This window comes from Deinococcus terrestris (assembly GCF_009377345.1).
Classification (GTDB): Bacteria; Deinococcota; Deinococci; order Deinococcales; family Deinococcaceae; genus Deinococcus; species Deinococcus terrestris.
Genome location: NZ_WBSL01000002.1, coordinates 318,000 through 344,725, shown reverse-complemented (window position 1 = coordinate 344,725; position 26,726 = coordinate 318,000). Strand labels below are relative to the sequence as shown.

21 protein-coding genes and 1 CRISPR repeat array are annotated in these 26,726 nt (G+C 70.6%); of the genes, 5 read left to right on the top strand and 16 right to left on the bottom strand.

The features are described from left to right. The first annotated feature begins 13 nt into the window (after window positions 1-13). The 3 genes from F8S09_RS07650 to F8S09_RS07640 all read left to right on the top strand — a co-directional run bounded on the left by F8S09_RS07650 (window position 14) and on the right by F8S09_RS07640 (window position 1,697). The gene (locus F8S09_RS07650; protein ID WP_152870748.1) at window positions 14-391 is read left to right on the top strand and encodes a roadblock/LC7 domain-containing protein; all 378 of its coding nucleotides are present in this window, start codon (window positions 14-16) and stop codon (window positions 389-391) included. A gap of 70 nt (window positions 392-461) precedes the next feature. Further along, window positions 462-941, top strand: coding sequence for a hypothetical protein (locus F8S09_RS07645; protein WP_152870746.1), 480 nt, complete (start codon window positions 462-464; stop codon window positions 939-941). A 105-nt stretch (window positions 942-1,046) separates the two neighbouring features. After that, on the top strand, window positions 1,047-1,697 hold the full coding sequence (locus F8S09_RS07640; RefSeq protein WP_152870744.1) for an HD-GYP domain-containing protein: 651 nt from the start codon (window positions 1,047-1,049) through the stop codon (window positions 1,695-1,697). A 6-nt stretch (window positions 1,698-1,703) separates the two neighbouring features. Here the strand turns inward: F8S09_RS07640 and F8S09_RS07635 are convergent, their stop codons facing one another. The 5 genes from F8S09_RS07635 to F8S09_RS07615 are packed head-to-tail and all read right to left on the bottom strand — an operon-like array spanning window position 1,704 to window position 8,712. After that, window positions 1,704-2,528, bottom strand: coding sequence for an SDR family NAD(P)-dependent oxidoreductase (locus F8S09_RS07635; RefSeq protein WP_322618634.1), 825 nt, complete (start codon window positions 2,526-2,528; stop codon window positions 1,704-1,706). Further along, window positions 2,525-4,033, bottom strand: coding sequence for a flavin-containing monooxygenase (locus F8S09_RS07630; RefSeq protein ID WP_152870741.1), 1,509 nt, complete (start codon window positions 4,031-4,033; stop codon window positions 2,525-2,527). The genes F8S09_RS07635 and F8S09_RS07630 overlap by 4 nt, the downstream gene beginning before the upstream one ends. After that, window positions 4,030-4,905: an alpha/beta fold hydrolase gene (locus F8S09_RS07625; RefSeq protein WP_322618633.1), complete on the bottom strand. Its 876-nt coding sequence runs from the start codon at window positions 4,903-4,905 to the stop codon at window positions 4,030-4,032. Before F8S09_RS07625 ends, F8S09_RS07630 begins: the two co-directional genes overlap by 4 nt. Window positions 4,906-4,956: 51 nt before the next feature. Further along, window positions 4,957-5,847 carry a hypothetical protein gene (locus F8S09_RS07620; protein ID WP_152870739.1) on the bottom strand — a complete coding sequence of 297 codons (891 nt, stop codon included), beginning with the start codon at window positions 5,845-5,847 and terminating at the stop codon, window positions 4,957-4,959. 30 nt (window positions 5,848-5,877) lie between these two features. Then, window positions 5,878-8,712 carry a GAF domain-containing sensor histidine kinase gene (locus F8S09_RS07615; protein ID WP_152870737.1) on the bottom strand — a complete coding sequence of 945 codons (2,835 nt, stop codon included), beginning with the start codon at window positions 8,710-8,712 and terminating at the stop codon, window positions 5,878-5,880. 145 nt (window positions 8,713-8,857) lie between these two features. On the opposite strand from F8S09_RS07615, the gene F8S09_RS07610 reads away from it, so the two are divergent. Continuing rightward, the gene (locus F8S09_RS07610; protein ID WP_322618632.1) at window positions 8,858-9,805 is read left to right on the top strand and encodes a DUF808 domain-containing protein; all 948 of its coding nucleotides are present in this window, start codon (window positions 8,858-8,860) and stop codon (window positions 9,803-9,805) included. A gap of 130 nt (window positions 9,806-9,935) precedes the next feature. Then, window positions 9,936-13,806: direct repeats of the CRISPR family, unit length 29 nt; unit sequence CGGACCATCCCCACACCCGTGGGGAAAAC. A gap of 68 nt (window positions 13,807-13,874) precedes the next feature. Here F8S09_RS07610 and cas2e read toward each other — a convergent pair. Genes cas2e through casA form a run of 8 tightly spaced genes read right to left on the bottom strand, consistent with a single transcriptional unit; the run spans window position 13,875 to window position 20,009 of the window. Continuing rightward, window positions 13,875-14,198 (bottom strand): type I-E CRISPR-associated endoribonuclease Cas2e, encoded by a 324-nt coding sequence (cas2e, locus tag F8S09_RS07605; RefSeq protein ID WP_152870733.1) that lies wholly within the window; start codon window positions 14,196-14,198, stop codon window positions 13,875-13,877. Next, on the bottom strand, window positions 14,188-14,580 hold the full coding sequence (locus F8S09_RS17925; protein ID WP_227978555.1) for a CRISPR-associated endonuclease Cas1: 393 nt from the start codon (window positions 14,578-14,580) through the stop codon (window positions 14,188-14,190). Before F8S09_RS17925 ends, cas2e begins: the two co-directional genes overlap by 11 nt. Next, window positions 14,577-15,149 carry a CRISPR-associated endonuclease Cas1 gene (locus F8S09_RS17920; protein WP_227978554.1) on the bottom strand — a complete coding sequence of 191 codons (573 nt, stop codon included), beginning with the start codon at window positions 15,147-15,149 and terminating at the stop codon, window positions 14,577-14,579. The genes F8S09_RS17925 and F8S09_RS17920 overlap by 4 nt, the downstream gene beginning before the upstream one ends. A gap of 22 nt (window positions 15,150-15,171) precedes the next feature. Next, window positions 15,172-15,807: a type I-E CRISPR-associated protein Cas6/Cse3/CasE gene (gene cas6e, locus F8S09_RS07595; RefSeq protein WP_152870731.1), complete on the bottom strand. Its 636-nt coding sequence runs from the start codon at window positions 15,805-15,807 to the stop codon at window positions 15,172-15,174. Further along, window positions 15,804-16,502: a type I-E CRISPR-associated protein Cas5/CasD gene (gene cas5e, locus F8S09_RS07590; RefSeq protein WP_322618631.1), complete on the bottom strand. Its 699-nt coding sequence runs from the start codon at window positions 16,500-16,502 to the stop codon at window positions 15,804-15,806. Before cas5e ends, cas6e begins: the two co-directional genes overlap by 4 nt. Window positions 16,503-16,504: 2 nt before the next feature. Beyond that, the gene (cas7e, locus tag F8S09_RS07585) at window positions 16,505-17,656 is read right to left on the bottom strand and encodes a type I-E CRISPR-associated protein Cas7/Cse4/CasC (protein WP_152870729.1); all 1,152 of its coding nucleotides are present in this window, start codon (window positions 17,654-17,656) and stop codon (window positions 16,505-16,507) included. Next, window positions 17,653-18,306 (bottom strand): type I-E CRISPR-associated protein Cse2/CasB, encoded by a 654-nt coding sequence (gene casB / locus F8S09_RS07580; protein ID WP_152870727.1) that lies wholly within the window; start codon window positions 18,304-18,306, stop codon window positions 17,653-17,655. Before casB ends, cas7e begins: the two co-directional genes overlap by 4 nt. Beyond that, window positions 18,303-20,009 (bottom strand): type I-E CRISPR-associated protein Cse1/CasA, encoded by a 1,707-nt coding sequence (casA, locus tag F8S09_RS07575; RefSeq protein WP_152870725.1) that lies wholly within the window; start codon window positions 20,007-20,009, stop codon window positions 18,303-18,305. The genes casB and casA overlap by 4 nt, the downstream gene beginning before the upstream one ends. A gap of 618 nt (window positions 20,010-20,627) precedes the next feature. On the opposite strand from casA, the gene cas3 reads away from it, so the two are divergent. Next, on the top strand, window positions 20,628-23,513 hold the full coding sequence (gene cas3, locus F8S09_RS07570) for a CRISPR-associated helicase Cas3' (protein ID WP_152870723.1): 2,886 nt from the start codon (window positions 20,628-20,630) through the stop codon (window positions 23,511-23,513). A gap of 8 nt (window positions 23,514-23,521) precedes the next feature. Here the strand turns inward: cas3 and F8S09_RS07565 are convergent, their stop codons facing one another. The 3 genes from F8S09_RS07565 to F8S09_RS17630 all read right to left on the bottom strand — a co-directional run bounded on the left by F8S09_RS07565 (window position 23,522) and on the right by F8S09_RS17630 (window position 26,635). Continuing rightward, window positions 23,522-24,601: a helix-turn-helix transcriptional regulator gene (locus F8S09_RS07565; protein WP_322618630.1), complete on the bottom strand. Its 1,080-nt coding sequence runs from the start codon at window positions 24,599-24,601 to the stop codon at window positions 23,522-23,524. Between the two features lie 58 nt (window positions 24,602-24,659). Next, window positions 24,660-26,381 (bottom strand): tetratricopeptide repeat protein, encoded by a 1,722-nt coding sequence (locus F8S09_RS07560; RefSeq protein WP_227978553.1) that lies wholly within the window; start codon window positions 26,379-26,381, stop codon window positions 24,660-24,662. An 89-nt stretch (window positions 26,382-26,470) separates the two neighbouring features. After that, the gene (locus F8S09_RS17630; RefSeq protein WP_194165265.1) at window positions 26,471-26,635 is read right to left on the bottom strand and encodes a hypothetical protein; all 165 of its coding nucleotides are present in this window, start codon (window positions 26,633-26,635) and stop codon (window positions 26,471-26,473) included. Window positions 26,636-26,726: the final 91 nt, after the last annotated feature.

The window sequence follows — 26,726 nt, the reverse complement described above, 5'->3', positions numbered from 1 at the left end:
CCAGGAGACTCCCATGACCGCGATTCTCAGCAAGCAAGACCGCCTCAACGCTTCCCTGACCAACCTCCGCACCTCCATGCCCGAGCTGCGCGGCGCATTGATCGCCACCGTGGACGGCCTGCCCATCGCGCAGGCGATGAGCGACGGCACCGACGCCAACCGCGTGGCCGCGATGGCCGCGACCGCGCTGGGCCTGGGCAAGCGCATCAACGACACCCTGGGCTCGGGCCAGCTCACCGACATGAGCGTGAGCGGCGCGACCGGGCAGGTCTACATCTACGCGGCGGGCACCAAGGGCGTGCTGGCCGTCGTGACGCCCCCCGGCATGAACCTCGGGCTGCTGCACATGGAAGCCCGCGACACTGCCCAGGACGTCGCCAGCATCCTGTAAACCCCCGCCCCACCCCCCCCCTGGGCACCTGCTCGCCGCCCTCTATCCCAGCCCTGCCAGGAGAAGATTCATGACTGCCACTGCCACCCAACCGCTGCGCCCCATCGTCGGGGACTTCAACTCCATCGTCTGCTTCAAGGCCGTGATCGTCGGCGTCGAGGACACCCTCGGCGAGGACGGCGCCGCCGTGGTCTTTACCCGCGCGGGCAAGGTGCGCGGGCGCGACCTCGCCACCGACCTCGGCGTGGCGGGCAGCAACGTGCCGGTCGAGGAAATCGCGCCCCTGCTGGACGCCGCCATCGGCAAGAACGGCACCTGCCTCGCCGCCGTCACCCGGTCCTACCGGCAGGGCGAGGACATCGTGATCGAGACCCAGGACACGGCCTGCTCGGCGGGCGAGCCGATGGGCAGTGACCGCAAGTGCACCTTCACCCTGGGCGCGGTCTGGGGCGCCCTGGAGGCCATCACCGGCCAGACCTACCTGGGCGAACACACCGAGAGCGTGCTGCGCGGCGGAAGCTGCGACAAGTTCGTCTTCAGCCCCCTCTGACCCCGGCAGGCCCCCTCCCGCCCCCCGACCGGGGACCGTGGGAGGGGGCCTCCTGCTGCCCACGCCCCGCTGACCCGCCGCCCCACTCGAAAGGTTCGCCCCACCATGCCGCTGTGTCCGACCGCTTCCCTGTCCACGCCACGCCCTCACCCCACCGCCCCGCCCCGCCCACCGCTGGAGCGGCCCGACTGGCGGTGCCGCGCCTATCAGGGGGTGGTGGAGCGGGCCATCGGCTGGCCCCCCACCGCGCACTCGGGGCGGGTGGCGTGCCTGGCGGGCGCGGTGGCCCACGACCTGGGACTGGCCCCCGCGCGGGTGCGCGAGGCGTACCTCGCCGGGCTGCTGCACGACAGCGGCAAGCTGTTGATTTCCGGGCGGGTGCGGCGCAAGGTCGGAGCGCTCGACCCGCACGAGTGGCGGCAGATGCAGCGCCACCCGGTCTACAGCGCCGGGCTCTCGCGGCTGGTGCCCGGCCTGCCCTTCACGGTCTGGCAGGCGGTGCGCCACCACCACGAGCGGCTCGACGGCAGCGGGTACCCTGGCGGCCTCGCCGGGGACGCCGTGCCGCTGCTCGCTCGCATCCTGGCCGCCTGTGACGTGTACGACGCCCTGAGTTCCCCCCGTGCCTACAAGGACGCGTGGACCTCGGGCGCCGTGTGGGACGAACTCACCGCGCAGTCGGGCCGCCATTTCGACCCCGAGGTGCTCGCCGCCCTGAGGCGTTGCGTGCCGGAGGGGACGGCCCTGCAAGCCTGACCGAACTTACCCCCGAAAGAGCCGCCCCAGCACCCCCCAGTAGTCCCCCGGCCGCAGCCGCGCGAGCAGATCCACCGCGCGGGCGTCGTTGCCCACCAGGACGCGGGGGGCGCGGCGCCCCGTCGCCCGCAGGATGGTCTCGGCGGCCTGCTCGGGGGGCATCCGCAGCAGCCGTTCCTGGGCGCGGCGCCCGGCTTCGGTCTCGGCGGGGCTGGCACCGGGAGCGACCTCGGCGTGGCGGGCGATTCCCGTGCGGACGCCGCCGGGATGCACGACCGTCACGCCGATGCCCTGCCCGGCGAGTTCGTGGCGCAGCGCCTCCGAAAAGCCGCGCACTGCGAACTTGCTCGCGCTGTAGGCCGCCTGCCCCGGCGGGCCGATGATCCCGTACAGGCTCGACAGGTTCACGATTTGCCCCCCCAGCGACGAACGCAGCGCGGGCAGCATGGCCCGGCACAGGGCCACGGTCGCCCCGAAGTTGATCGCCAGGACCTGGTCGAACTGCTCCGGCGTGACCTGTTCGAAGGTGCCGCCCAGCGCCACGCCCGCGTTGTTGACGAGCAGGGTGACCCGGCCATGCGCCCGCAGCACCTCGTCCGCCAGGGCGGGGATGCCCCCCGTGTGGGCGAGGTCGAAGGGGTGGGCCGTGACCCGCAGGGCCGGGTGCTGGGCGCGGATGGCCGCCGCGACCCGCTCCAGCCCCGGCCCGTCGCGGTCGATCAGGGCGAGGTGGCTGCCCCGCGCCGCCAGCCCGTGCGCGAGCGCCTGCCCGATGCCGCCCGCCGCGCCGGTGAGGACGGCGACCCCGCCCGCGAAGACGTAGGGGGTCACGCCGCGCCCTCGCGCCGGGTCAAGGGCGTGGGGCGGATCGGACTCAGGCGTACCGCGTACTCGCCGGGATCGAAGCGCCGCAGCGCCCGCCGGAAAGCCGCCGCCCGCCGGGGCCACAGGGTGCTGTTGCGGCCCGCCGCATCGAGGTAATAGCTCGTGCAGCCGCCCTGCACCCACACCGACTCGCGCAGCTCGGCCTGGAGGGCGTCGCTGTAGGCGGCCTGCGCCTCCGGGCGGGCCTCCAGCGCCCCGAGGTCATGACGGTCGAGGTAGTCCAGCGCCTGCAACACGTAGGCGATCTGCGATTCGATGATGTACACGATGGAGTTGTGCCCCAGCGCCGTGTTCGGCCCGACCAGCAGGAAGAGGTTCGGAAAACCCGCCACCGTGGTCCCCCGCAGCGCCTCCAGGTGGTCGCTCCAGGTGTCGGCCAGCGACACGCCCCTCCGCCCGTGAATCAGGCGGGCCATCGGCGGCTGGGTCGCGTTGAAGCCGGTCCCGGCGATCAGCACGTCGAAGGGCCGGGCCGCGCCGTCCGCCGTGACAACCTCCGTGCCCCGGACCTCGCGAATGGGCTCGGTGACGAGTTCGACGTTGGGCTGCTGAATTGCCGGGTAATAGTCGTCGCTGATCAGGATGCGCTTGCAGCCCAGGCGGTAGTCGGGGGTCAGCTTGGCCCGCAACTCGGGGTCCGCGACCTGCGCTTCGAGGTGCTTCAGGGCCAGCCCCTCGGCCAGCCGCCCGGCCCGCTCGTTCGTGAAGGTCAGGAAGCGGGCCTCGGCCATGCCGAAAATCCAGCCGCGCGAGGCCCGTTGCAGCGCGGGCACGCGCCGGAAGAGTTCGCGGCGCCGCTCGCTGGTCTCATGGTCCATCCGGGGCATCACCCAGGGGGGCGTGCGCTGGAAGACGGTGAGCTGCCCCGCCACCTTCTGCACCTCGGGAATGAACTGGATCGCGGAGGCCCCGGTGCCGACCACCGCGACCCGCTTCCCGCTCAGGTCCACCGAATGGTCCCAGCGGGCGGAATGGAAGCGCGGCCCGGTGAAGCTCTCCAGGCCGGGGATATCAGGCCATTTGGGGTCAATCAGCGGGCCATGCCCGGAGATCAGCACCCGCGCGGTGTATTCGCCGCCGCTGGTGCGAATGCGCCACAGCCCTTCCCCGTCGTCCCACTCGGCCCGCTCGACCTCGTGCCCGAAGCGGATGTGGGGGCGCATGCCGAAGCGGTCGGCCGTCTGCCGCAGGTAGGCCAGAATCTCGGGCTGGCGGGCGTAGCGGTGGCTCCAGTCGGGGTTGGGCGCGAAGGAAAAGGAGTAGAGGTCGCTCTTCACGTCGCAGGCGCAGCCGGGGTAGGTGTTGTCGCGCCAGGTGCCGCCGACCTCCTGCGCCCGCTCGAACAGCAGGAAATCCTGGGCGCCGCGTTCCTTGAGCCGGAGGCCCATCCCCAGCCCCGCGAAGCCGGTGCCGATGATGGCGATTTGGGTGTGCGTGACAGCTTGAGTCATGCCTGTTCCTCCAGAAACTCCAGCACGAGGCGGTGAAAGTCGGCCGCCCGCTCGATCTGCGGGACATGGCCGGTCTCGGGAAAGAGGTGGGTGCGGGCGTGGGGGTACAGGCGCCGGGCCTCCTCCAGATGCGCGGCGGGCAAGATAAGGTCGCGCTCGCCCCACACGATCAGGGTGGGAAGCTTCCGCCCCGCGAGGTCCCCGGCCAGGGTGCGCCGCCACTGCGGGTGGATGCCCCGCCACGTGCCCAGGTGCCGCGCCACCCGCAGGAAGGCCCGCGCCGCGCCGGGTTGCCGCCCCAAGTGCTCGGCCCAGCGCACCCGCTCGGGGGTGACGTGCCGGGGGTCGTGGAACAAGCTCGCCACCGTGCGCCGCGCCGAACGCGGCGAAGGCCGCAGCAGCACCTCGCCCAGCCGGGGCACGGTCGCCAGCCGCAGGGCCAGGGTCACGCTCTGGCCGAAGCCCGCGCTGTTCACGAGGACCAGCGCCCGCGTCCGCTCGGGAAACAGCAGCGCGAACTGTGCGGCGACCGCCCCACCCAGCGAGTTGCCGACCAACGTGACGGGCCGGGTCTCCCCCACCGCATCCAGGTAATGCCGCACGAACCGCGCCAGCCCCGCCAGCGTGTAGGGCACGTCGGGCTTGTCGGTCAGGCCGAAGCCGATCAGGTCGGGGGCGTAGACCGCATGCCGCGCGGCGAGCGGCCCCACCGTCTCCGACCAGTCTTCCAGGCTGCGGCCGATGCCGTGCAGCAAGACGACCGGCGGGCCGCTGCCGGCCTGAACGTGGCGGGTGCGGACGCCGGACACGTCCAGAAAGGCGGGCGGGGGCAGGGCCGGGGTCGGCCCGGCGAGCGGGGGGGCAGGTTGCACGGTGGGGGCAGTATAGGGCGGCACTCGGCGCCCTGCCGCCCCCACACCCGCTCAGGGCTTGAACCCCTGCACGCTAACGGTCAGCACGTAGCCGCCCCCCTCCTTCTCCCAGGGGCGGAGGCCCAGGGTGCCCAGCGCCTCGCGCCCGTTGAGGTCGCGCAGGCTGTAGGTCACCACCCGCAGGGGGCCGTCGGTGGTGTCGGTGCGGGCCTTCCACCCGGCGGCCTTGAGCTGCGCCGAGTAAAAGTTGAAGACCTCGCCCGCCGGACGGGGGGTCTGCACGTGGGCCGAGCTGATGGAGCCGTTGGGGAAAGTGGGCGTGTACCCGCCCTTCACCGTGGCGCCGGGAAACGCCCTCAACAGCGGCAGGCTGGACTGCGGGCGGTAGGTGGGCGCTTTTTTCAGGTTGGCGATGGCCTGCGCGGACACCACGTTGACGCCCAGTTCGATCTCGGTGCGGCCCCCCCGCTCGACGAGGTTGGCATTCAGGACGAAGTTGGTGCCCCCCTCGCGGTAGAAGCCCTGATTGCGGGCCGTCTGCTGGGTGGCGAAGCCGATAGGCGGGCCGTAGAAGGGCTGGGGCTTCCAGCCGCTCGCCTCCAGGCTCTTTTGCAGGGCTGCGCGGGTTTCCTCGGCGGGCAGAGCGCTCCCGGCCAGAATGCGCCAGTAGACGTAGCCGCCCCCACTCTGGCCCGTGCGGACGCTGGCGAGAACCTCCAGCGGCGGCGCGAGGCGCAGCGGCAACGTGCCGGGCACCGCCCCGTAGGTGACCTGGGTGTCCCCGTTCGGTCCGGTCATGCTGCGCAGCAAGCGCTCGACGAGCTGTGCCGACTGCTCGGCGGACGGGGCGGCGGCGGATGAAGCCGGGGCAGGTTGCGCGAGGACGGGAGACAGGGACATGGCCCCCACGAGGAAGGCCGTGGGCAGGATTCGCCTGGGCATGGCCTCAGCCTAGCCGCCGGGCGGGGCGGGTCATCCGGCGAAAGGTGGAGCCGACCCGTCCGGCAGGGTGAAGAAGAAGGTGGTGCCCTGCCCGACCTCGCTCTCGACCCAGATCTGGCCGCCGTGGCGCTCGACGATCTTCTTGCACACGGCGAGGCCGATGCCGGTCCCCTCGTACTGCTCGCGGCCGTGCAGGCGCTGGAAGATCTCGAAGATGCGCCCGAAATACTGCCCTTCGATCCCGATGCCGTTGTCGCGCACCGCGAAGCGCTCCATCTCGCCGTCGCGCTCGGCCCAGACATGGACTTCCGGCGTCACCCCCTCCCGGCGGTACTTCAGCCCATTGGAGATCAGGTTTTGCAGGAGCTGGTCGAGCTGCTGCGGGTCGGCCAGGACGAGGGGCAAGGGGCCACGGGTCAGGCGGGCGCCCGCGAGGTCGGCTCCCCGCTCCAGGCGGCGGCGCACCGCGTCGAAGACGGCGCCGCTGTCGACCACCTCCGGCTCGCGCTGGGCCGTGTGAACCCGCGAAAAGGTCAGCAGGTCATCCACGAGGCGCTTCATGTGCTCGCCGCTTTCCGCGATCTGCTGGAGGTACATCCGGCCCCGGTCGTCGAGTACGTCACCGTAGCGGCGCTGGGTCAGCCCAGCAAAGCTGGTCATCGCGCGGATGGGCGCTTGCAGGTCGTGCGAGGCGACGTAGGCGAACTGTTCGAGTTCGGCGTTGCTGCGCTCAAGTTCGGCGTTGGTCTGTTCCAGTTCGGTGGTGCGCTCGGCCAGCAGGGCGACACTCTCGGCCCGCTCCAGCGCGAGGCCCAGGCTGCTCACCACCGTCTCCAGCACGGTGCGGTCGGTGGCGTTCCAGGCCCGGCCCTCGAAGATCACGGCGATAAGCACCCCGACCACCTCGCCCCGGCGCAGCACGGGCAGCGAGGCGACGGTACTCACGTGCTGCACCATGTCCTCGGGGGTGTCGCTGCCCCGCGCGTAGGCGTCCTGGTAGTAGGGCTGCCGGGTCTCCCAGGGCACGTCCACGCTGGGAGTGACGCCCACCTGGGGCCCGGCGTCGATAAAGGCTTGGAGGTCGGCATTGCCCACGTCCCCGACCTGCACCCGGTTGCGCCAGCGCCCCTCCTCGCGCTCGTAGTACAGGGCGTAGCCGGGCGGCAGCAGCGAGAGGATCACCTCTTGCGCCCGCCGCACGAAGACGCGGGGATCGCCCTGCGCGGCGAGGTCGCCCGTGAGGTGCGCGAAGCCCTCCAGGGCGCGGGTCCGGGCCGCGAGTTCACCGTTCTGGCGCTCCAGCAGCGCGGTGGCCTCGGACCGTTCCAGCGCGAGCTGAAAGCTGCGGCCCACCGCCCGCATCACGGTGCGCTCGTGCTCGGTCCAGCGCCGCGCGGCGCGGGTACCCACCGCGAGCAGCGAGCAGACCTCGCCCCCGATCACGACAGGCACGAAGGCCCCCGCCCCGTAGCTCGTGGTGGTCGAGAGCGCGTTCGCCTCGGCGTCCCAGCCATCCACGAAGACCGGCTCGCTGGAGGCTACCGCGCGGGCCAGGTCAGGCGCGTCTGCCGGGATGCCCGCCCGGATCTGCGCGACGATCTCGGGGGTCATGTCGTCCGACCACACCCGCGCCCGCCACAGCCCGCCTTCCGGCTCGTAGTACCCCACGCTGACGTGCCCCAGCGTGGTCCGCATGACCCGGATGGCCTGCCCCGCCAGCGCCGCCACGTCCGTCTGGGTGCCCACCGCCTCGCTAAAGGCCACGAAGGCGTCGAGCGCCGCCGCGCGGGTTTCCAGTTCGTGGGTGGCGGCCCCGATCCGGCCCTCGAGTTCCATGTTGAGGACGCGCAGCCGGGCCTCGGCCTGCTGGCGCCGTTCCAGCTCGGCCTGGGCGAGTTCGATCGATCGGGCATGCTCGACCGTCACGGCGGCGAACTGCGCGAGTTGCACCAGGATGTGCTCGTCCCGCGCGGTGAAGTCGCCCTCCACGCGGTCGCTCAGCTGAATCAGGCCGATGTTGCGCCCGCCCCGCCCCACCAGCGGCACCGCCAGCCAGCCGCGCATGGGGGGGTGCTCGGCGGCGTGCGCCCCGAACCCGCGCCAGGCCGGGTGCGCCTCCAGCTCGGCCTGGGTCAGCCGCAGGGGCTCGTTCATGCGGCACACCAGCGCGTAGATGCCGCTGCCGCTGGGAGGCACGGCGTACTCGCGCCACGCCGCGTACTTGTCGCTGAGGGACACGGCCGTGATCGCCTGCGCCCAGTCCTCGCTCACGGTGAGACTCACGACCGACTGGTGCGCCCCCACCAGCGTGCGGGCCTCCTCGGTGATGACCTCCAGCGCCGCCTGAAGCCCCGGCGCCCGCGCGATCCGCAGGGCCGCCCGCGCCAGCCCCCCGAGAGGGTCCAGTGCCCCGGCCAGGTCCGGGCTGCCCTCCCACGCCAGCCGCCCGAGGTGCAGCGCCGCCTGCCCCGCCAGCAGCCGCGCGAACCGCGCCTCGGCCTCGTCAGGTGCCTGCGGCCACGCCAGCCCCAGCAGGCCCAGCGGGGCCGCCTCGCCCGTCTGGAGGGGAAAGAGGGCGACGCCCCCGCCCTCCGGCAAGACCGGCCCGTGCCGCCCCCATGCCCCCCGCAGGGTCGCGGCATCCGGCAGGGCCGCCCAGGCCCCCACCTGGGCGGCAGGCTCCGGGGGGACGCCTCCCTCTTGTCCCGCCCCCGGCGCGAGCCACGCGGCAGCGGCGACCTGGAAGGCCGCGTGGGCGTGCGCGAGCAGGGTGGCGATCACGTCCCCCGGTTGCCGGGCGGCGGCCAGGGCCTCGGCGGCGGCGGAAAAGGCGTCACTCCGGATGGGGGCGGGCGGGCGGACCATGCGGGCAGGATACGGTGCCGCCACCCCCAGGGCAGGTAGGGCGAGTGCAGCGGGAGCCAATGCACTAGGCTGTGGGCCTGATGGTTTTCAGGCTCGCCCGCCCCGCCCCGCCCGCCTTTCACCACCCCTGCCCGGAGGCCCGGCTGTGAGCGGCGGTCTGGTCGCCCTGCTCGACGACGTGGCGGCCATCGCCCGGCTGGCGGCGGCCTCGATCGACGACATCGGGGCGGCGGCGGCCAAGGCCGGGTCCAAGGCCATCGGCGTGGTCGTGGACGACACGGCGGTCACGCCCCGCTACGTGACGGGCTTTACCCCCGACCGCGAACTGCCCATCATCTGGCGCATCGCGCGGGGATCACTGCGCAACAAGGTCGTCTTTATCCTGCCTGCCGCGCTGCTGCTCAGCCAGTTTCTGCCCGGCGCCATCACCCCGATCCTGATGCTGGGCGGGGCCTACCTCTGCTTCGAGGGCGCAGAAAAGGTCTACGAGGCCGTCAGCGGCCACAAGAAGGGCCACCACGGCGAGGAGCCTGCCGCCCTGACCGGGCAGGCCCATGAGGAGCAGATGGTCGCGGGGGCGATCCGCACCGACTTCATCCTCTCGGCCGAGATCATGGCGATCTCGCTCGCGGAGGTGGCCGACCAGACCTTCTGGCTGCGGGCGGTGACCCTGATGGTTGTGGCGCTGCTGATCACCGCGCTGGTGTACGGGGTCGTGGGCCTGATCGTGAAGATGGACGACTTCGGCCTGCGGCTGGCCAACAGCGCGTCGGGGGCCAGCCGCTCGGTGGGACGCGGACTGGTGCGCGGAATGCCCAAGGTCCTGGCGGCCCTCTCGGTGATCGGGACCGCCGCCATGCTGTGGGTCGGCGGACACATCATCCTCGCGGGGCTGGAGGAATTCGGCCTGGGCGGCCCGCTCCATGCCGTCCATGACCTCGCCGTGTCGGCGGGACACGCCGTCCCCTTCGCAGAAGGTTTCGTCGAATGGCTGGTCGAAACGGTGGGCTCTGGCCTCTTCGGACTCCTCCTCGGCGGCCTGATCGTGGCCGTGCTGCACCTGCTGCCGGGGCGCCGGGCACCCGCGCACTGAGTCCGGGAGGCGTGGAGTGAAATAGGGATTTGGGGGCGAATGCCGCAGGGTGAGCGGCGCGACCAAGGTTGAACCATCCCCACAGCCCTGGAGTAAACAACAGCGTCGGCCTGCTGGTGCAGTACGGGACCGGACCATCCCCACACCCGTGGGGAAAACTTCTGAAAGGTGAACTTGGGGCCGAGCGCGGTCGGACCATCCCCACACCCGTGGGAAAAACCTGATGATGTTCGCCCAGAGTGAGCACGTCCACGGACCATCCCCACACCCGTGGGGAAAACACGGCGGGAAAGGTCGGGGTGGTGCAGATCGGCGGACCATCCCCACACCCGTGGGGAAAACCCCAGCGCCGTCCCCGGCGTTCTGCGGCTGGACGGACCATCCCCACACCCGTGGGGAAAACCTCGGTTCCGATCTTGGTTGCCATGGTGTCTCCGGACCATCCCCACACCCGTGGGGAAAACCTGCTTGAACCGCCTGTCCGCCTTGACGAGGGCGGACCATCCCCACACCCGTGGGGAAAACGGGCTGCTCAGCGCGTGGGGGAGCATTACCAACGGACCATCCCCACACCCGTGGGGAAAACGAGACGGAGGAGGACGTGGCGACGGGCACGCGCGGACCATCCCCACACCCGTGGGGAAAACGTCGCCCACCGGCCGCACGCCGCGCACCTGGACGGACCATCCCCACACCCGTGGGGAAAACGCGTTCCACTCGTGCATGACGGGCTTGCCGTCCGGACCATCCCCACACCCGTGGGGAAAACGCGAGAGCGGGCGGTAGCCTCTTCTGCCCTCTGGGACCATCCCCACACCCGTGGGGAAAACGTGCTCGTCAAACGGGTCCAGCCCGTTGCGTCCGGACCATCCCCACACCCGTGGGGAAAACCCGGTCAAGCGGGGCTGAAGGCCAACCCGCAGCGGACCATCCCCACACCCGTGGGGAAAACGCCGGGGATGAAGAAGCGCAGTCGACCGGCCTGCGGACCATCCCCACACCCGTGGGGAAAACGAGCTGGTCGCACCCGGCACAATCAGCGACTACGGACCATCCCCACACCCGTGGGGAAAACCCGTCATCGTGCCGGGCGGGGTCGTAGACGATCGGACCATCCCCACACCCGTGGGGAAAACATAGATGAAGCGCATATAGACATCTGGGGTGTCGGACCATCCCCACACCCGTGGGGAAAACCGAGGTGTGGGGGTCATGGTGTCCTGGGGTGCGGACCATCCCCACACCCGTGGGGAAAACCCCCCGGCGACCGCCGCCGCCTCCCAACGGGCCGGACCATCCCCACACCCGTGGGGAAAACTGGGGCAGAGGAGGCGGGGGGGACTGGGGGGCCGGACCATCCCCACACCCGTGGGGAAAACCCAGGGGGGAGGGGATCACGCCTCCTCCAGGGCGGACCATCCCCACACCCGTGGGGAAAACGGGGCAAGGTCGGGGAGACAGAAAAGGCGAACCGGACCATCCCCACACCCGTGGGGAAAACCCGGAGGAGCAGGCCGCCTCCGCCCTGGCCCCCGGACCATCCCCACACCCGTGGGGAAAACCAGCACCCGCAGGGCAGGCGCCGTGGGCTGGTCGGACCATCCCCACACCCGTGGGGAAAACGTCGAGCAGCGGCTCGAAGCCCAGGCCAAGCTCGGACCATCCCCACACCCGTGGGGAAAACGGAGGCAGCCTGTAGCAAAGGGTCGAAGAAGTCGGACCATCCCCACACCCGTGGGGAAAACGCCGCCGGGAACTCGTACCAGCCCCCCCCGCGCGGACCATCCCCACACCCGTGGGGAAAACCCGGAATACCCGTGTTAGTCGTTGTCCCCGCGCGGACCATCCCCACACCCGTGGGGAAAACATGGGGATGCCAACCGTTCCCGCCGTGGGTGACGGACCATCCCCACACCCGTGGGGAAAACTCGTCCTGGAGCCGCCTGGCCTCGGCGTGGGCCGGACCATCCCCACACCCGTGGGGAAAACGTTGAGACGGTCTGCCCCGATGCGGGTTGCATCGGACCATCCCCACACCCGTGGGGAAAACCACAAGGACAGCAAAAATCGGAGTCGCGACAGCGGACCATCCCCACACCCGTGGGGAAAACACACCGAGGGCGCATATATGATTATTGGCGGGCTGGACCATCCCCACACCCGTGGGGAAAACAGGCGGCGAGCTGGAGACGCGCAGGAGGAACGCGGACCATCCCCACACCCGTGGGGAAAACGCCGCGCTGAGCGCCGTCCAAGAGGGTGACCCCGGACCATCCCCACACCCGTGGGGAAAACGGGCGATTATTAAAAACATCGTCGGTGTAGCGCGGACCATCCCCACACCCGTGGGGAAAACACCCACGGGTCTGTCGTCCTTGTCGCCGCCCTCGGACCATCCCCACACCCGTGGGGAAAACGGGCGTCACGGGGACCGGCGCTGGGGCCGGTTCGGACCATCCCCACACCCGTGGGGAAAACTCCACTGCTGATCGTGCAGCGCCGTGGCGAGGCGGACCATCCCCACACCCGTGGGGAAAACGCTGGCCGCAGCAATGCTGTGGTGCCTGACCGCGGACCATCCCCACACCCGTGGGGAAAACGCCGTTGAGGTCGTCGAGCGTGGTGAGGTTGGCGGACCATCCCCACACCCGTGGGGAAAACAGGGCATGGAGACCGTGATCCGCGAGCTGGCGGGGACCATCCCCACACCCGTGGGGAAAACCCTGATTGGCGGGCTGTTCGTGCCGGTCGCGGCGGACCATCCCCACACCCGTGGGGAAAACGCCAGGGCCTGCACGGTCTGCGCGGGGGTCAGCGGACCATCCCCACACCCGTGGGGAAAACGCCGCGACCGCCGCCACGCGGGTCTCGCGCAGCGGACCATCCCCACACCCGTGGGGAAAACCCGGCCCTGCCCCAGGCGGTGAGCGCATGACCCGGACCATCCCCACACCCGTGGGGAAAACCTGCGCCTCAACAACGAGGAGCAGGCGCTGGCCGGACCATCCCCACACCCGTGGGGAAAACGTCGGGCGTGAGGGTGGGGGCGGTCATGCGGACGGACCATCCCCACACCCGTGGGGAAAACGGTCAGGGCCAGGGGGGAGTCCTGCTGGTCGGCGGACCATCCCCACACCCGTGGGGAAAACACCGAGGACGCGGAGCAGGCGCGGACCCTGGGCGGACCATCCCCACACCCGTGGGGAAAACGTGAGCACGTCCGCGAGGCTCCAGCCCTCCCGCGGACCATCCCCACACCCGTGGGGAAAACGCTGCCCGTTTTGCGGATGGTGGTGTACTCGACGGACCATCCCCACACCCGTGGGGAAAACACCGCCACTTGGAGCGACGACACCCGCTGCCGCGGACCATCCCCACACCCGTGGGGAAAACGTCGGGCGCGTAGATGGTGCCGCTGATGCCCGCGGACCATCCCCACACCCGTGGGGAAAACGCATAGGCCGTCGTGCGGGAGAGTCCCGATGCCGGACCATCCCCACACCCGTGGGGAAAACGCCTGGGAATCCCTGATGAAGTTCGGCCCCGCGGACCATCCCCACACCCGTGGGGAAAACACTACTCCAAAACGTTTGTGCGGTCGCGGGGATGGACCATCCCCACACCCGTGGGGAAAACGCCCCGGACACTGTGGTATTCGTCGGCCGCGTCGGACCATCCCCACACCCGTGGGGAAAACATCAGGTACTCGGCGGCCATGATCGGGCTTTCCGGACCATCCCCACACCCGTGGGGAAAACGGCCGTGCTGCATATCCACGCCCCACAGGGAACGGACCATCCCCACACCCGTGGGGAAAACGCAGCACCACCCCCGAGCAGATGGAGGAGCTGCGGACCATCCCCACACCCGTGGGGAAAACTCCTGGGCGGCTCCGCGTCGGCTGGCAAAAAACGGACCATCCCCACACCCGTGGGGAAAACGCAACATTTCCTCTTGCCATGAATCCACCCCCGGACCATCCCCACACCCGTGGGGAAAACACTTCAGAAACGCGGTCCTTCCTGCACGTCACCTGCGGAGAAGGCCAGCTCCCTGCCCTCGATTCAAATCACAATCTGTCATCGTCCTCGGGAGGGTCGTACTCCCGGGCCAATTGTGCATGCCGGGCGTTGCGGACAGCAACAAGCTGGTAGCCGTCCAGATTGACCACCCGCCGGGTCGCGTCTCCGTGGGTGCGGATCACAAAGCCCTGCTCGTTGTTGGCCCGGTAGACCTGGGTGCAGCGGCCCCGGCGGGTATGCCCCACGGCCTTGTCCCACAGCAGGTCGCGCACGAGGGCCGAGGCGTTGCCGACATACACGCCCGGCTGCACCTCGATCAACCAGCGTGACAGCTCACCGCGCAGGCTCTCGGGCACGGCCTCAAGAGTCATGACCAGCATGGTTCACCCCTCCCGCCGCGTTGCCCTCCGGGTCCCACAGGTCGCCGGGGGCGGTCGGCTCGGGGTTGGCATCGTCGCCGCCCAGCAGATGCAGGAGATCGGCGGCCATGCGCTCCAGCAACCGCAGTTTGGTCATGTGGTCGCGCAGGCCGGTGCGGACGCGCCGTTCCAAATCGTCGCCGGGGGTGGCCGCCTCGCGGAAGGCGACGGGCAGCACCACCTCCAGCTTGTAGAGGTCGGCCACGTCGTAGACGAAGCTGAGCATCTTGCCGGTGTGCACGAAGCCCAGCGCGGGGCTATAGCCCATGCTCAGGATCGCGGCGTGCGCGAGGCCGTACAGACAGGCGTTCCCGGCGCTCACCGCCTTGTTCACGGGTGTGGCGCGGTTCCAGTCCTGCTGCTTGTACTGACGCGTGTCCCACTTGACCCCGTGCGCCCGGCTGTAGCGGGCATAGGCGTCGCGCACCCGTGCCCCTCGCGCCCACGAATCTGCTGGAGGGTGAGGTCCGGGGGCAGCCCCTCCGGAAAGCGCATCGCGTACATCTGGCGCACCACGCGCAGGCGGCTCTGGGGGTTAGCCCACAGCAGCGCCTGCCGGTGAAGCCGGGCCGCACTGCGAGTCTCGCCCAGGCCGCTGGCGTAGAGGCGCACGCCTTCCTCACCCACCCACAGCAGCGAGCAGCCCGTGTCGGAGAGGGCCTTGACCGCCTCGTGACTCACCGAGCAGCCCGGCCCCAGCAGCAGCACGCTGAGGCTGGCCGCCGGGATGGTCACCATGCCCTCCGGGTGGTAGGCCCGCACGCCCCGGCCGTCCTGCTCCAGTCGGGTGTGGTCGAGGTAGAGGTAGGTCGTGCCGTCGCGGAACTTGGGCAGCTCGCGCAGGTTCTGCCGCTGCCAGACGATGGCGTTGGAGGTCGGTGGGATGGAGGCCGGGTCGGTCATGAAGTACCTCCTGAAAAAAGGCTCAGCCCGGCCCCAGGCTCAATAGGCCGCAACCCAGCGCCTTGGCGTGGCCGAGGCCCCCGCGCACCGCGTCCAGCAGCGACGCCGGGTCGGTCACGCCCAGCCGACCCTCGAAGGTGACGGTGTGGAGGGTCAGCGTCTGGGTGCCCTTGCGGGTGCGGACGGTGCCGCTGTGGGCGATGTCGGCGGCGAGGAGGTCAAAGCCGTGCTGTTCGCCCTGCCGTTCCAGCCATTCAAGCTGCTCACGCGAGCCGCGCAGGGCGTGACGGCGGCTGCGGCCCCGCTCGTCCAGCTTCCGCACGGTCACGTTCGCCCGCAGGCGGAAGCGCAGAGCACGACCGGGGGTCAGCGCTCGGGTCAGGTCCACCGCCTTGACCTCCCAGCCCCGCAGCGAGCCGGGATGCCGGGCGTTCAGCGCCTCCCAGTCGGGCGGGGTCAGGCTCTGGACGAGGAGGGTGGTCCGGTCCTCCTGCCGCCATAGCAGCCGCTCGCCGTCCGGCAGGGGCGCCCCCTCTACCCCCGCCCCCGGAAAGGCCCAGCGCAGGGTCTGGTGCAGCGCGTAGGGACTGGCGAGGTCGCGGGCCGTGCGGGGGTCGCGGTCGTCGAAGATCAGGCGGGAGAGGTGGAGCGGAGTCAAGCGCCCACCTCCTCGGAGGGAGACAGCCGCAGCCAGGGGTCGGGGTCCGGGGTCAGGGGCACCGTCACCGTCAGCACGTCGCGCGACACATAACGCCGCCGGACGAAGGGACCGTCGGGCACGTCCTGGCGCCGGGAGGGGGAAGCGCGGCCCCGCTCACCCTCCGGCACCGCCTCCCGGTCCAGTACCAGGCGGTAAGGCTCGGCGTCATCCTCGCGGCGCAGGCTGGGGGCGGTCAGCAGCGCCTCCCACAGCGGCAGGTCCAGCGGAGGCTCAGCGAAGATGGGCAGGCTGGGTTGAAAGGCCCTCCGTCCCAGCGACAGCGGCCAGTGCGGGTTTTTCAAGGCGGCGTGCAACTCGGCTAGCACCCCCCGGTTCCCCTCCAGCCCGGCCCAGAACGCGGCGTCGGCGAGGTAGGCGCGGCGGGTCACATCCGTCCTCGTCTTCGGGTCGCCGGGGCGCAGTTGAGCGGTGTGGTAGTCGGTGCCCACCACTCCCTCGCGGTCCACCCGCACGCCGAAGCGCAGGCGGGTCAGGTGCTCCATCGGCTCGGCGCGGTCGATGCCCAGCGCCGCCGCACACAGGCCCAGCACCCCCGAACGGCTCGGCTCGGCCTCGGTGTCGCGGTCGTCGAAGCGGCTGCGCGTGCCCCAGGCCTGCATGGGGGCGACCAGCCGCAGCAGCAGGGTCGCCACCGTCAGGCCTCCAGTGCATTCAGGGCGTCCGCGACCGTCGCGTCAATCAACGCTGCCACGTCGGGCATCGCCTCCCCGAAGACCGCGTGCCCGCCCTCCCGCGCCACGAAGCGGGCGGCTCCGGCATCCCCGAAGACGCCGTTCTGCCAGTCCATTTCCCCGGCCAGCGCCGCGACGCTGGGCGCCAGGTAGCCGCCCCCGCCCTCGGCCCGCACGCCCTTTTCAAACGCGTTGGCGAGGTTGCGCGGCGAGGTGTTCCGGCGCACGACCTGCACCATCAGCCCCGGCAGGTTGTGCGCGGCGAAGGTGTTCTGCTTGCCCGTCGGCGCGGCGAACACGGAGGCGTACAGAAAGGCCCGCAGCCCCCGCTTCAGCAGTTCGCGGTCGCCTTGCAGGTTTTCCAGCAACTTGCCCAGGTCGATGCAGGCGTAGCGGTAGACGGTTGCGCTGGCGAACTCCACCGTGCCCAGCATGTCGGCCCCGGCGTTGTCCTCGGGCTTGAGGTCGTCCACCGCCGTGTAAAAGTCGTACTGCCGCTCGCGCAGGGCGTGGGTGCTGATGGCGTGCGCCACCTGCGCCGCCGCGTCCGCGTTCTTATCGGGGAGGTCGGCGAGCATCCGCCCGAACAGGGCCACATCCACGGCCTTGCTGCCGTTGAGCGCCCCCGCGAGTTGCTTGCCGAGATCGCCGCTTAGGGCTGCTTTCTTGCTCGCCTTTTTCTTGCCGCCTTCCTCCGGGGTGGGGGCCGCCGCCTGGAACTCGGCCCAGTTGGAGTTGATGATGTCGGCCACCCGCTGCAACTCGTCGCGGCCCAGGAAGAGGAGGTACTGGTTCTTGCCGTCCTTCACAGGCAATCCCAGCCCGCCCAGCGCGAGTTCAGCGGCGGCGCGGCGCTGCTCCTCTGTGCGGCCCTCGCCCGCGAGCAATTCGGCAATCGCCTCGTGCGCCCGCTTGGTCCGCACGCCGATCTCGTCGGGCCGCAGAAGCTGCCGCCCCCCGAAGTCCTGCCGCATCGCCCGCTTGAACGACTGCGAGGAAATCCGCAGCCGCCGGGTGCCGCCGAAAAAGGCGTCCTTGGGGCTGCCGGTATCGTCGCGGTTGAGGTTGCTGGGGGCGAAGTTCTGGAGGTAGTGCAGCTCTAGCAGGGCTTTCATAACCTGTCTCCGTCGGCGTCGTCGCCGGATTGGGAAGAGGGGGTGGGGGCGGGCAGCGCCTCATCCGAGGGGGCTGTGGAAGACGCCTCGGTCTGCGCCTTGGCCTCCCGACTGATCTCGCGGTAGAAGTCCTGCGCCCACTCGCGGCGCACGCGGTCGCCCCAGTACAGGAGGTTCCTGGTCAGGCGCACCCAGTCGGGCGTGAGGTCCTCGGTGGCGAGCAGGGTCACCGCCTGCCGCATCTGGTAGTTCAGGCCGTCGCGGTCGGCGTCCAGCAGTGCCAGGAAACGTTTCTCGGTGCTGGGGCGGCTGCCTTGGGCGAGGTAGAGCCTGCCCATCAGCAGGCCGATGGAGGGGCCTTTCTCCGCGTCGGCGTTCCCGGCGGGCGCCGTTTCTATCTCCGCCGCGTCGCCCTCATCCTGCCGGGCCTGAGGTTTGAGGGCGTACAGGCCCGCGACGAGTTGCAGAGCCTCTTTCTGATAGGATTCCGCCGTGCCGTAGCCGGTGCGGGTATACAGCCCCTCCAGCCAATACACGCCGCGCTCGTCGCCGCCCAGCCCCCGCCGAAGCTGTGCGAGGGGGCCGCGTTCCAGCCGGGAAAGCTCGGCCACAAAGCGGGCGGGGCGGTCATCCGCCACTTGCTTGGTCATGGGGTGTCTCCGTTCTTGAGGGTGCCCAGGGCTTTGAGCAGCGGCCCCTGCGCGACCTGCACGGCCCGCAGGCCCACCGCGTTCATCCCGGCAGCTTGCTCGGCGGTGCGCCAGCCTTTTAGGGCCGCTCGGCGCAGGGCGGTATGCCACTCGGTCAGGGCAGCTTTCGTGTCCACATCCAGCGCCAGCAGATAGGTACGGAAGGGGGTGTCCAGCCCGGCCCAGTAGGTCGGCTCGGCGGGAATCTGAGCGGCCAGCTTGCCCACGTCGTCCTTGTGGGGGTCGCGGTCGCCGTCCTTTTTCAGCAGCCCGTGGGCGAGAAGGTGGACCGAGCGGCGCAGGCCCTCGCCCACGGTGCCCGCGTCGGTCAGGGCCGCTTGCACGTGGTCGCGGAACGTCTCCGGATTCTGGATGAAGGCTTCCGGCAGCGTGTACGTCTCCTGACGCATGGCGAACGCCTTGCCCTGGTCGGTCAGTTGGCCGAACACGACGACGGGAATGACCGGGTGCGGGGCACGGGCGTCGGGGGTGCCTTCCTCTTCCCAGCCGTCGTTGGGCGCGTTCTGGGAGGGGGCGGGCTTTGGCTCTCCCGTCCGCCCTAGCCGCTCGGCGGCGGCCCGCATCACGTCGCGGGCGTGCGAGACGGTCTTGGGCGGCGTTCCTGCCTTCACCTTGACCCCACCCTTGCGGTACTCGGACACCTGGGCGGCGGGGTCGGGGAGCAGGGCATTCATGTCGCGCCACAGCAGCCGCTCGCGCCGCAGTTTGTAGGGAAAGGGTTGGTCGTTCTTGGGGTCGCGGCTGGGGCGCAGGCTGACCATCGGGTCGGTGCCCGTGCCGCTGCCCTCGCCCGCACCCTCCAGCGGAATCCCCGCGCCGAAGCCGATAGACCGCACGACCACGCCCTGCGGCGTCTCCTCGGGCAGCAGCAGGACGCTGCGGCTCGGCCAGGCATAGCGGCTGGCGTATCCAGCGGCCACGCGGGGCCGTTCGGGGTCGTACCGGGCGCGAATATGCTCCACAGTCAGCGGCTCGTCCTCCCAGGGGGGAAGGTCCTGCTCCTGCATGGCCGCCAGGTACGGCACGAGGTTCAGGCAGAGGGTCTGGTGCAGATTCGCCCCCTCTGCCAGAAAGAGGCCGGCCGTCGCCACCGGAGCCGCCCGCGCCGATGTGGTGAAGCGTTTGATCAGGCCCCCCAGCGCGAAGGTCTGGTGGGTCAGCAGGTGCAGGGCGGCCTGCGCGGGCGTGAGCGCGTCGCTGCGGTTACCGCCGGGCCGGGCCTCCACGTTGAAAAGGGCGGTCGTGTTCGGGCTGCCCTCCTCGGTGCTCAGGCGGGTCCAGTGGCTGCGGAAGTTCTCGCCCACAGCCGCCGGGTCCAGCCCCGCGACTTGCATGAAGGGCTGCGTCCCGAAGAGGTGGAAGCGGTCGGCGTAGCGGTCCAGATACTGCGCCACCCCGTCCGGAAAGCGCCCGGCCAGATACCACTCGGCGCCCTGGTCAGCGTCCATAGGACCTACCAGCGCCCGATGCAGCAACGCCAGATGCAGGCGATACAGCGCAGACGTTTTCAGGGGATGCCCCGCGTCTATCCGGCGGTAGCTAGCGGCGTTCAAAAGAGACTCACAGAGAGAGACAAGTTCGTGATTGTTGGTCAATGTGACGACTGGAACCCATTTTCTATCCAGTAATGGGTAAGTATCCAAGGTCTACCTCCGAGGGACCATCCTCATGTGTAGCTGTCTGCCGGATGTCGCACACACCGTAGCGAGGAGACAACCGGCAGATAACTTGAGTACATCCATGTAAATCTAAAACCTAGCAGTAGCCCCTGGCGCGGCCCCAAGCCTCAGCAAGCTCCAAGCTCATTTCCGCCTGAAGGTACTTACTGAAGTCGGTAGCGTTGCGAGGATGCCGTAAGTGTGCCCGGCGTATCGCAGCTAGGAGCATCTCAAAAATCTCTTCCTCAGTGAACATATATTCCTCCGGCGCATGGAATGCATGCCCTCGGGTGCGCTATTGTTAGAGGGCAGAAATAGGACCGCTGCAAAGGGGTCGGGGGGCGCTTCAGACGGCAATCTGAGGCATTTACGCCCCCCGATCCTCTTTGCTGTTGTAAAATTACTCGGTCTTCAGGTGCTTGTCAAGCCCTTAGACCTCTCTTCTACGAGGTGAGCGGGCGCATCCCCTCGGAAGAGGGGAACCTACAAGCTCTTAGCCCTCTCGGGCCATCCCCAAGTTTTGAGGAACCAGAAGATTTTAGCAGCCGCCTGGATACTGGATTTGCGACCGATTTCGTCGCCCCTCCCATGTACCCTCCGCGCATGAGCCAACTTCACCCCATTACGGCGGCGGCGCGGACCCTGTGGGCCAAGAGCGCGAAGAAGAACGCGGACGGTTCACAGGGGGCGTGCCTGCCCGTCCTCAACCACCTGCTGGACGTGGCGGCGTGCGCGGCGGAGATTCTGCGCCTGGAGCCACCGCAAACGCGGGCGCTGTTCGAGGGCGACCTGGGGCTGGAGGGCGAGCAGGCGCTGGCCTGGACGCTGGCGCTGGTGGCGCTGCACGATCTGGGAAAGGCGAGTCCGGCGTTTCAGGTGCTGTGGCCGGAGGGTCAGAGCAACGTGGACTCAACGCTCCCCATTTCACCGTATCTGGACAGAAGCAAAGCTGTGCCTCACGGTGTTATGACGCAGGTCTGGCTGCCACTCTGTCTTGAACGGCTGAACTGGCCCAAGACGCTCCGAAAGCAAGTTGCCGATGCTGTTGCTTGCCATCACGGTTTTCGTATTGAGTCCAATGAACTCAACCCGTCCGCGGATCAAGCAGGCGAAGAACCCATGTGGCACAAAGTCCGCCGGGAACTGATGCGCCTCGTCACCCTGGGTACCGGAGCCCGCTACGACGCCGTGCCCATTGCCCCCACCCTCACCCCCGCCGCCTTCATGCGCCTCGCCGGGCTGACCAGTTTCGCGGACTGGCTGGGCAGTTCCTTTCCGCTGCCGACGGTCACAGACTTCTCGGCCTATGACGACCCGGCGGCCTACTTCGCGCGGGCGCGGGAACGGGCACGGCGAACACTCTCGGAGATTCGCTGGCCCGTGTTCGCCCCGCTGCGGGAGGAGTTGCCTCCCATCCCGAAAGTCTTCCGTTACGTGGTGAAGGACAAGGTTTTCCAGCCCCGTCCCCTCCAGACGGCGCTGGCGCAGGCCCTGGAAGCGGTGAGTGGCCCGGCCCTCGTGCTGGTGGAGGCCCCGATGGGCGAGGGCAAGACGGAGGCGGCCTTTTACGCGCACCTCCAGCTTCAGCGGGCGGCGGGGCACCGGGGCATGTACGTGGCGCTGCCGACCCAGGCGACCGGGAACGCGATGTATGAGCGCTTCGCGGAGTTCCTGGCCGCACAGGGCCGCGAGACGCCGCCCGACCTGCAACTCACGCATGGTGGCACGCTGCTGAACGAGAACTTCCAGGCGACCGTCCAGCGCACCCGCAACGCCGAGCGCGACCCCGCCGAGGCGGGCGGCTACGGCGTCCGCGCCGAGGAATGGTTCACGAACCGCAAGCGGGCGCTGCTCTCCGAGTACGGGGTGGGCACGGTGGATCAGGCGCTGCTGGGGGTGCTGGGCGTCTCGCACCAGTTCGTGCGGCTGTGGGGCCTGGGCAACCGGGTCGTCGTGCTAGACGAGGTCCACGCCTACGACACCTACACCTCCGAGCTGATCGCCGCCCTCGTCGCGTGGCTGCGGGCGCTGGGGTCCAGCGTGGTCATCATGAGCGCCACCCTCCCCGAGTCGGGCCGCCGCGCCCTGCTGCGGGCCTGGGGCGTGGAGGACGCGCCCACGGTGGCCTACCCTCGCCTGACCGTCGCCCCGGCGCAGGGGGAGGTCCGCACCCTGACCATCCCCGACCACGACGAGGACGGCCACGCCAGCCGTCCGCGCCAGCACGTCACCCTGCAGCCTCTGGGCAGCGCGGCGGAGGAGGTGGCCCGGCAAGCGGTGGACCTCGCGGTAGGCGGCGGGTGCGTGGCGGTGATCGTGAACACGGTAGCGCGGGCGCAGGCGGTGCAGGCGCGGGTGCTGGCCGAGCTGGGGGCGCGGGGCGTGACTGCCCGGACCTGCACCAGGGGCGGCGGCAAGGACCCACGGGCCGTCAGCGTGCTGCTCTACCACGCCCGCTACCCGGCGGACGAGCGGCTGGAACGCGAGGAGCGGGTGCTGCGCTATCTGGGCAAAGGCGGCAAGCGCCCGGAGCGGTTCATCCTGATCGCCACCCAGGTGGCCGAGCAGAGCCTCGACTTCGACGCGGACGTGATGCTGACCGACCTCGCCCCCGCCGACCTCGTGCTGCAACGGGCCGGGCGGCTGCACCGCCACGCGGCCAATGAAGGTAAACGGCACGGCCACGACGACGCCGTGCTGTACGTCTCCGGGTTGGACGGGTGGCCCGACGCGAGCATGGAGCGCGAGTTCTGGAGCCGCGTCTACGCCCCCGCCCTGCTCTACCGCTCGTGGCTGTCGCTGCGGCGGCGCCTGGACGCCGGGCTGACCCTCCCCGACGATCTGGACGCGCTGGTGCAGGAGGTCTATGCCCCCGACTTCGCCGCGCCAGAGCTGACCCCGGAGCAGGGTGGGCAACTCGCGGCGGCAGAAGCGGACCTGGAGACCAGGCGCGGCAACGAGGCCACGACCGGCCTATTCGCCCACATCGGCCGCCCCGCCGACTTCTGGCAGACGCCCCTGCACCGCCGCCCCGATGCCGACAGCGAGAGCCTCAACGACGACCCCGCCGCCCTGGCAGCCGGGGAGGAGCCGGAGCGCCCCCGCACCCGCCTGGGCGAGGAAGGGGTGCGGATCGTGCCCGTGGAGCGGGCCGACAACGGCGCCTGGCGGGTGTGCCGCTCGCCCTTCTGGAACCGGGCCCAGGCGGACATCGCTCCCCTCTTTGACCGCCTGGGCAAGACCGACACCGCCCAAGCCATCCAGATTTACCGCCGTTCCCTAAGCGTCTCGCGCTGGGAACTCGTGCGCTTCGGCCTAACGAAATGGGACGAGCAGGGTCAGTCGCTGGGAGGCGAGCACCGAGGGTGGCGGGCGCACCCGCTGCTACGCGACGCCGTGCCGCTGGTCTTCACGGGCGGAGTGGCCGAGGTGCAGGGCCTTCAGGTGCGGCTGGACCCGGAGCAGGGGCTGGTGTACGTGAGGGGGTGAGGCTCCTCCTACCGCCTCCCCTCCATCGCATCCAGCAGCGCTCCCGGATAGGTCGGGTCGTGCCGGGCCAGGGCAGCCCGCAGCTCATTCAGCCAGTGTTCGCGGACGTGGGGCGGCGAAAGGACCTCGACCCTCGGTCCCCAGCCCAGCAGAAATGGAATCAGCTCGCGCGGCAGGCCGCTGGCGTCGGCCCCGGCACGAATGTCGAGTTCGACGCTGCCGTCACGGTGGATCAGGGTGGTGTCCACCCGCGTGGCGTTGGGGTAGCCGCCCTCCAGCACGCGGTAGGCCGCTTCCGGGGCGAAGCGCACCCGCACCGTGACGGGGTTCTTGCCGCCGATCACGCCCCAGGCGTCCGACAGGTAGTCACGGGGGTCAAAGTCCTCGGGGATGTCGTAGGTCCGCTCCAGCCGGGCAAAATTCTCCATCCGGCTCACCTTGAAGGTGCGGATGGCCTGCCGGTGCCGGGTCTCCTGCCCGATCACATAGGGCGCGAGGTTGTCGCGGCTGATCTCCACGAAGTAGACCTCCAGCTCATTGCCGCGCTCGACTTCGCCGCCGGGCTTGCGGTAGTCGAAGCGCAGAACTTCCCGGTTCGTCCACGCGGCGGCCACAAAATCGAGGGCGCGGTCGGTCGCGTGGGTGGCTCCGGTGTCCAGCAGCGAGCGGTGCAGCAGATGACGCAGGTGCTGCGGCAGGTTGCCCGCAATGGTTTCCAGGGCGCTGAGGTAGTGCCCGCTCGTCACGGGCGCGTGGTGGTGCAGCAGCCGCACGGCGGTATACACGGCCAGCGCCTCGGCGGGGCCAAGCGCCCGGCCCCCCTGCGGGATGTGATAGGCCCCCCGGTGGTCGCGGGTCACCCGGTGCTCCATCTGGGAAAGCGCCAGCAGGTCCCGCTGGATGCTGCGCCGGGTCACGCCGAAGTGAGCGGCGAGTTGTTCGGTCGTGCGCGGCGCCTGCCTCAGCTTGTCAGCCAGCGCGGCGAGGCGTTTGGCGCGGTTCCACACCAGGGGCTGCCGGGGCAGGGGTCGGGGTGCCGTAGGGGTCGGAAGGTCGGTGTCGGGATGTGTCTGCTGGGGCTCGCCCACGGTGATCCTCCAACGCGGAGGATGCCGGGAGGCTGTCGCGTGAGTGTCGCTCCCAGGACTATTCGGTCTGGACACTCAGACAATTTGCGTCCGCCTGCCTCAGCTCCTGTTCGCGGGCGAGTACCCAGGGAAGTGCAACCCCCGGCAGGAAGGTTTCGACTGGGTCGCCCCGCCGCAGTGCTTCCGCCACGTCGTAGTGCCATTCAGCGGCGGGGTCTAGGCGGTAGCCACCGGGCACGCTCCCAATGCTCTCCGGCCACCCGAGGGCGTCCCGCACCGCCCGCACCGCGGCCGAAACGCGCTGGCGCTGAAGCCGGGGCAGACGGGGAGTGCCGTCGTCCACGACCTCCGCGAGCAGGTCGGTCAGGCCCTCGCCGCCCCCATCCAGCAGCGCACACAGCACCGCGAGGCCGGGGCCGCCCAGGGGCACCGGGCGCCCGCCGACCTCCACGCGCGGGGTGCCCATCGCCCGCACCCGGACCACCGTGCGGGCCGGGCGGGGAAGGGGGGCCGGGGTGGGCAGACCCGCCACCGAGAGCAGCGCGAACAGCTCCGGAAAGGCGTGCGCCTCCTCTCTCGCCCAGAGGGTGCCGGGGTCCAGGGGCCGCAGCAATTGCAGCGCCTTTTCCTGGTCTCCCCGCTGCCGGGCGAGTTCGGCCCGCACAATGCGGGCGCGGTCGGCGTCCTCACCCTCCAGCGGCCCGGTGAGGGCGAGCGCGGCCTCGGCCCGCTCGGCTTGCCCCAGCGCGGCGTAGGCGGCGGCGAGGTCCACCTGGACCCAGGAGGTTCCCGAGGCGCGGTCGCCGGGCGTGGCGCGGGTCGCCTGGGTCAACGGTTCGAGGGCCGCGAAGGTCTGCCCGGACAGGCGCAGGGTGTGCCCCAGCCCGCGCAGGGCCTGCCGCACGTCGTCGGGGTCGCCCTGCCGCTCGGCCTCGGCCGCCGCCTGACGGTAGAGGGCCGCCGCCCGTGCCCACTCGCCCAGCGCCCGCCGCGCCGCCGCCTGCCCACACCACGCGCGGGCGCGGGCACCCTCGGCGCCCCGGCGAATCGCCGCAACCCGTGCGAAATAGCCCTCGGCCTCCCCGAAGCGCCCCGACACCAGGCAGGCCAGCCCCATGTTGTGTAGGGTCCAGGCCCGGTGTCGCCCGTCGTGCCGGAAAAGGGTCAGCGCCTCGGCGTAGGCCCGCAGCGCCCCCGTCTGGTCCCCCGAGCGGCCCAACAGCGCCCCTTCCTCCATCCGCAGGATGCCCAGCGCCCGGCCCTGGGCAAAGGTCGCCGCCCGCGTGAACGCCGCTTGCCACCCTTCCCGCCCCAGATGCGCCAGCGAGCGGCCCCGCACCCGCCACGCCGCCCCCGCCTCGTGGGGAGCCAGTTGCGCCTCCCCGGCGAGGGCACGGTCGGCGACCGCGAGTGCCCCGGCATACTCGCCCTCCTGGGCCAGTGCCCAGGCATGAATGGCGTGGATGAAGGGGGCCTCCAGCCCCTGCCCCAGCGCCCACTCGACCAACTGCCGCACCTCGCCTGCCGGGCGCACGTTGCCCAGCAGCCGCAGATGCAGCCGCACCCCCTCCCGACTCTCCCGCGCTTCTGGGGGCAGCGTCAGGAACAACTCCAGCAGTTCCCCGAAGCGGGCAGGCTGCGTGGCCGCCTCCGCCGCCCGCGCGAGGGTCTGGAGGGCGTCCTCCGCTCGCCCCACCGTCAGCAGAGCCTGAACGGAAGCGTCCCACTCGGCGGGGCTGACGGGGATGGGGGAACCGGGGCGGCGGTCGGCGGGCGACATCCCCGCGAGTCTAGGACGGTCCGCCCCGCCCTGAAAGAGAGGGCCGCCCCCACTGGCCGCAGGAGCGGGGCCTTGTCAGGGAGCCGGGTTCAGCCCAAGCCGCCGCCCCCCTTGGGGTCGTCCCCCTGTGGGAGCGTGGGAGGTGGGTCGGTCGGGCCGGTGGCGGCCAGAGGCGGGGCGGCCTCGGCGCGGGCGGGCGCGGAGAGCGGAGCGAGGGCGAGCAGCGCGGTGAGGACAGAGCACAGGACACGCATGGGCGGGCCTCCTGGGACAACAGGCCTCCCCCTCAGGCACCCGCTGGGGGTCCTGACTGTGGTGGGCAGAGGCGGGGCTAGGGCACGCGGC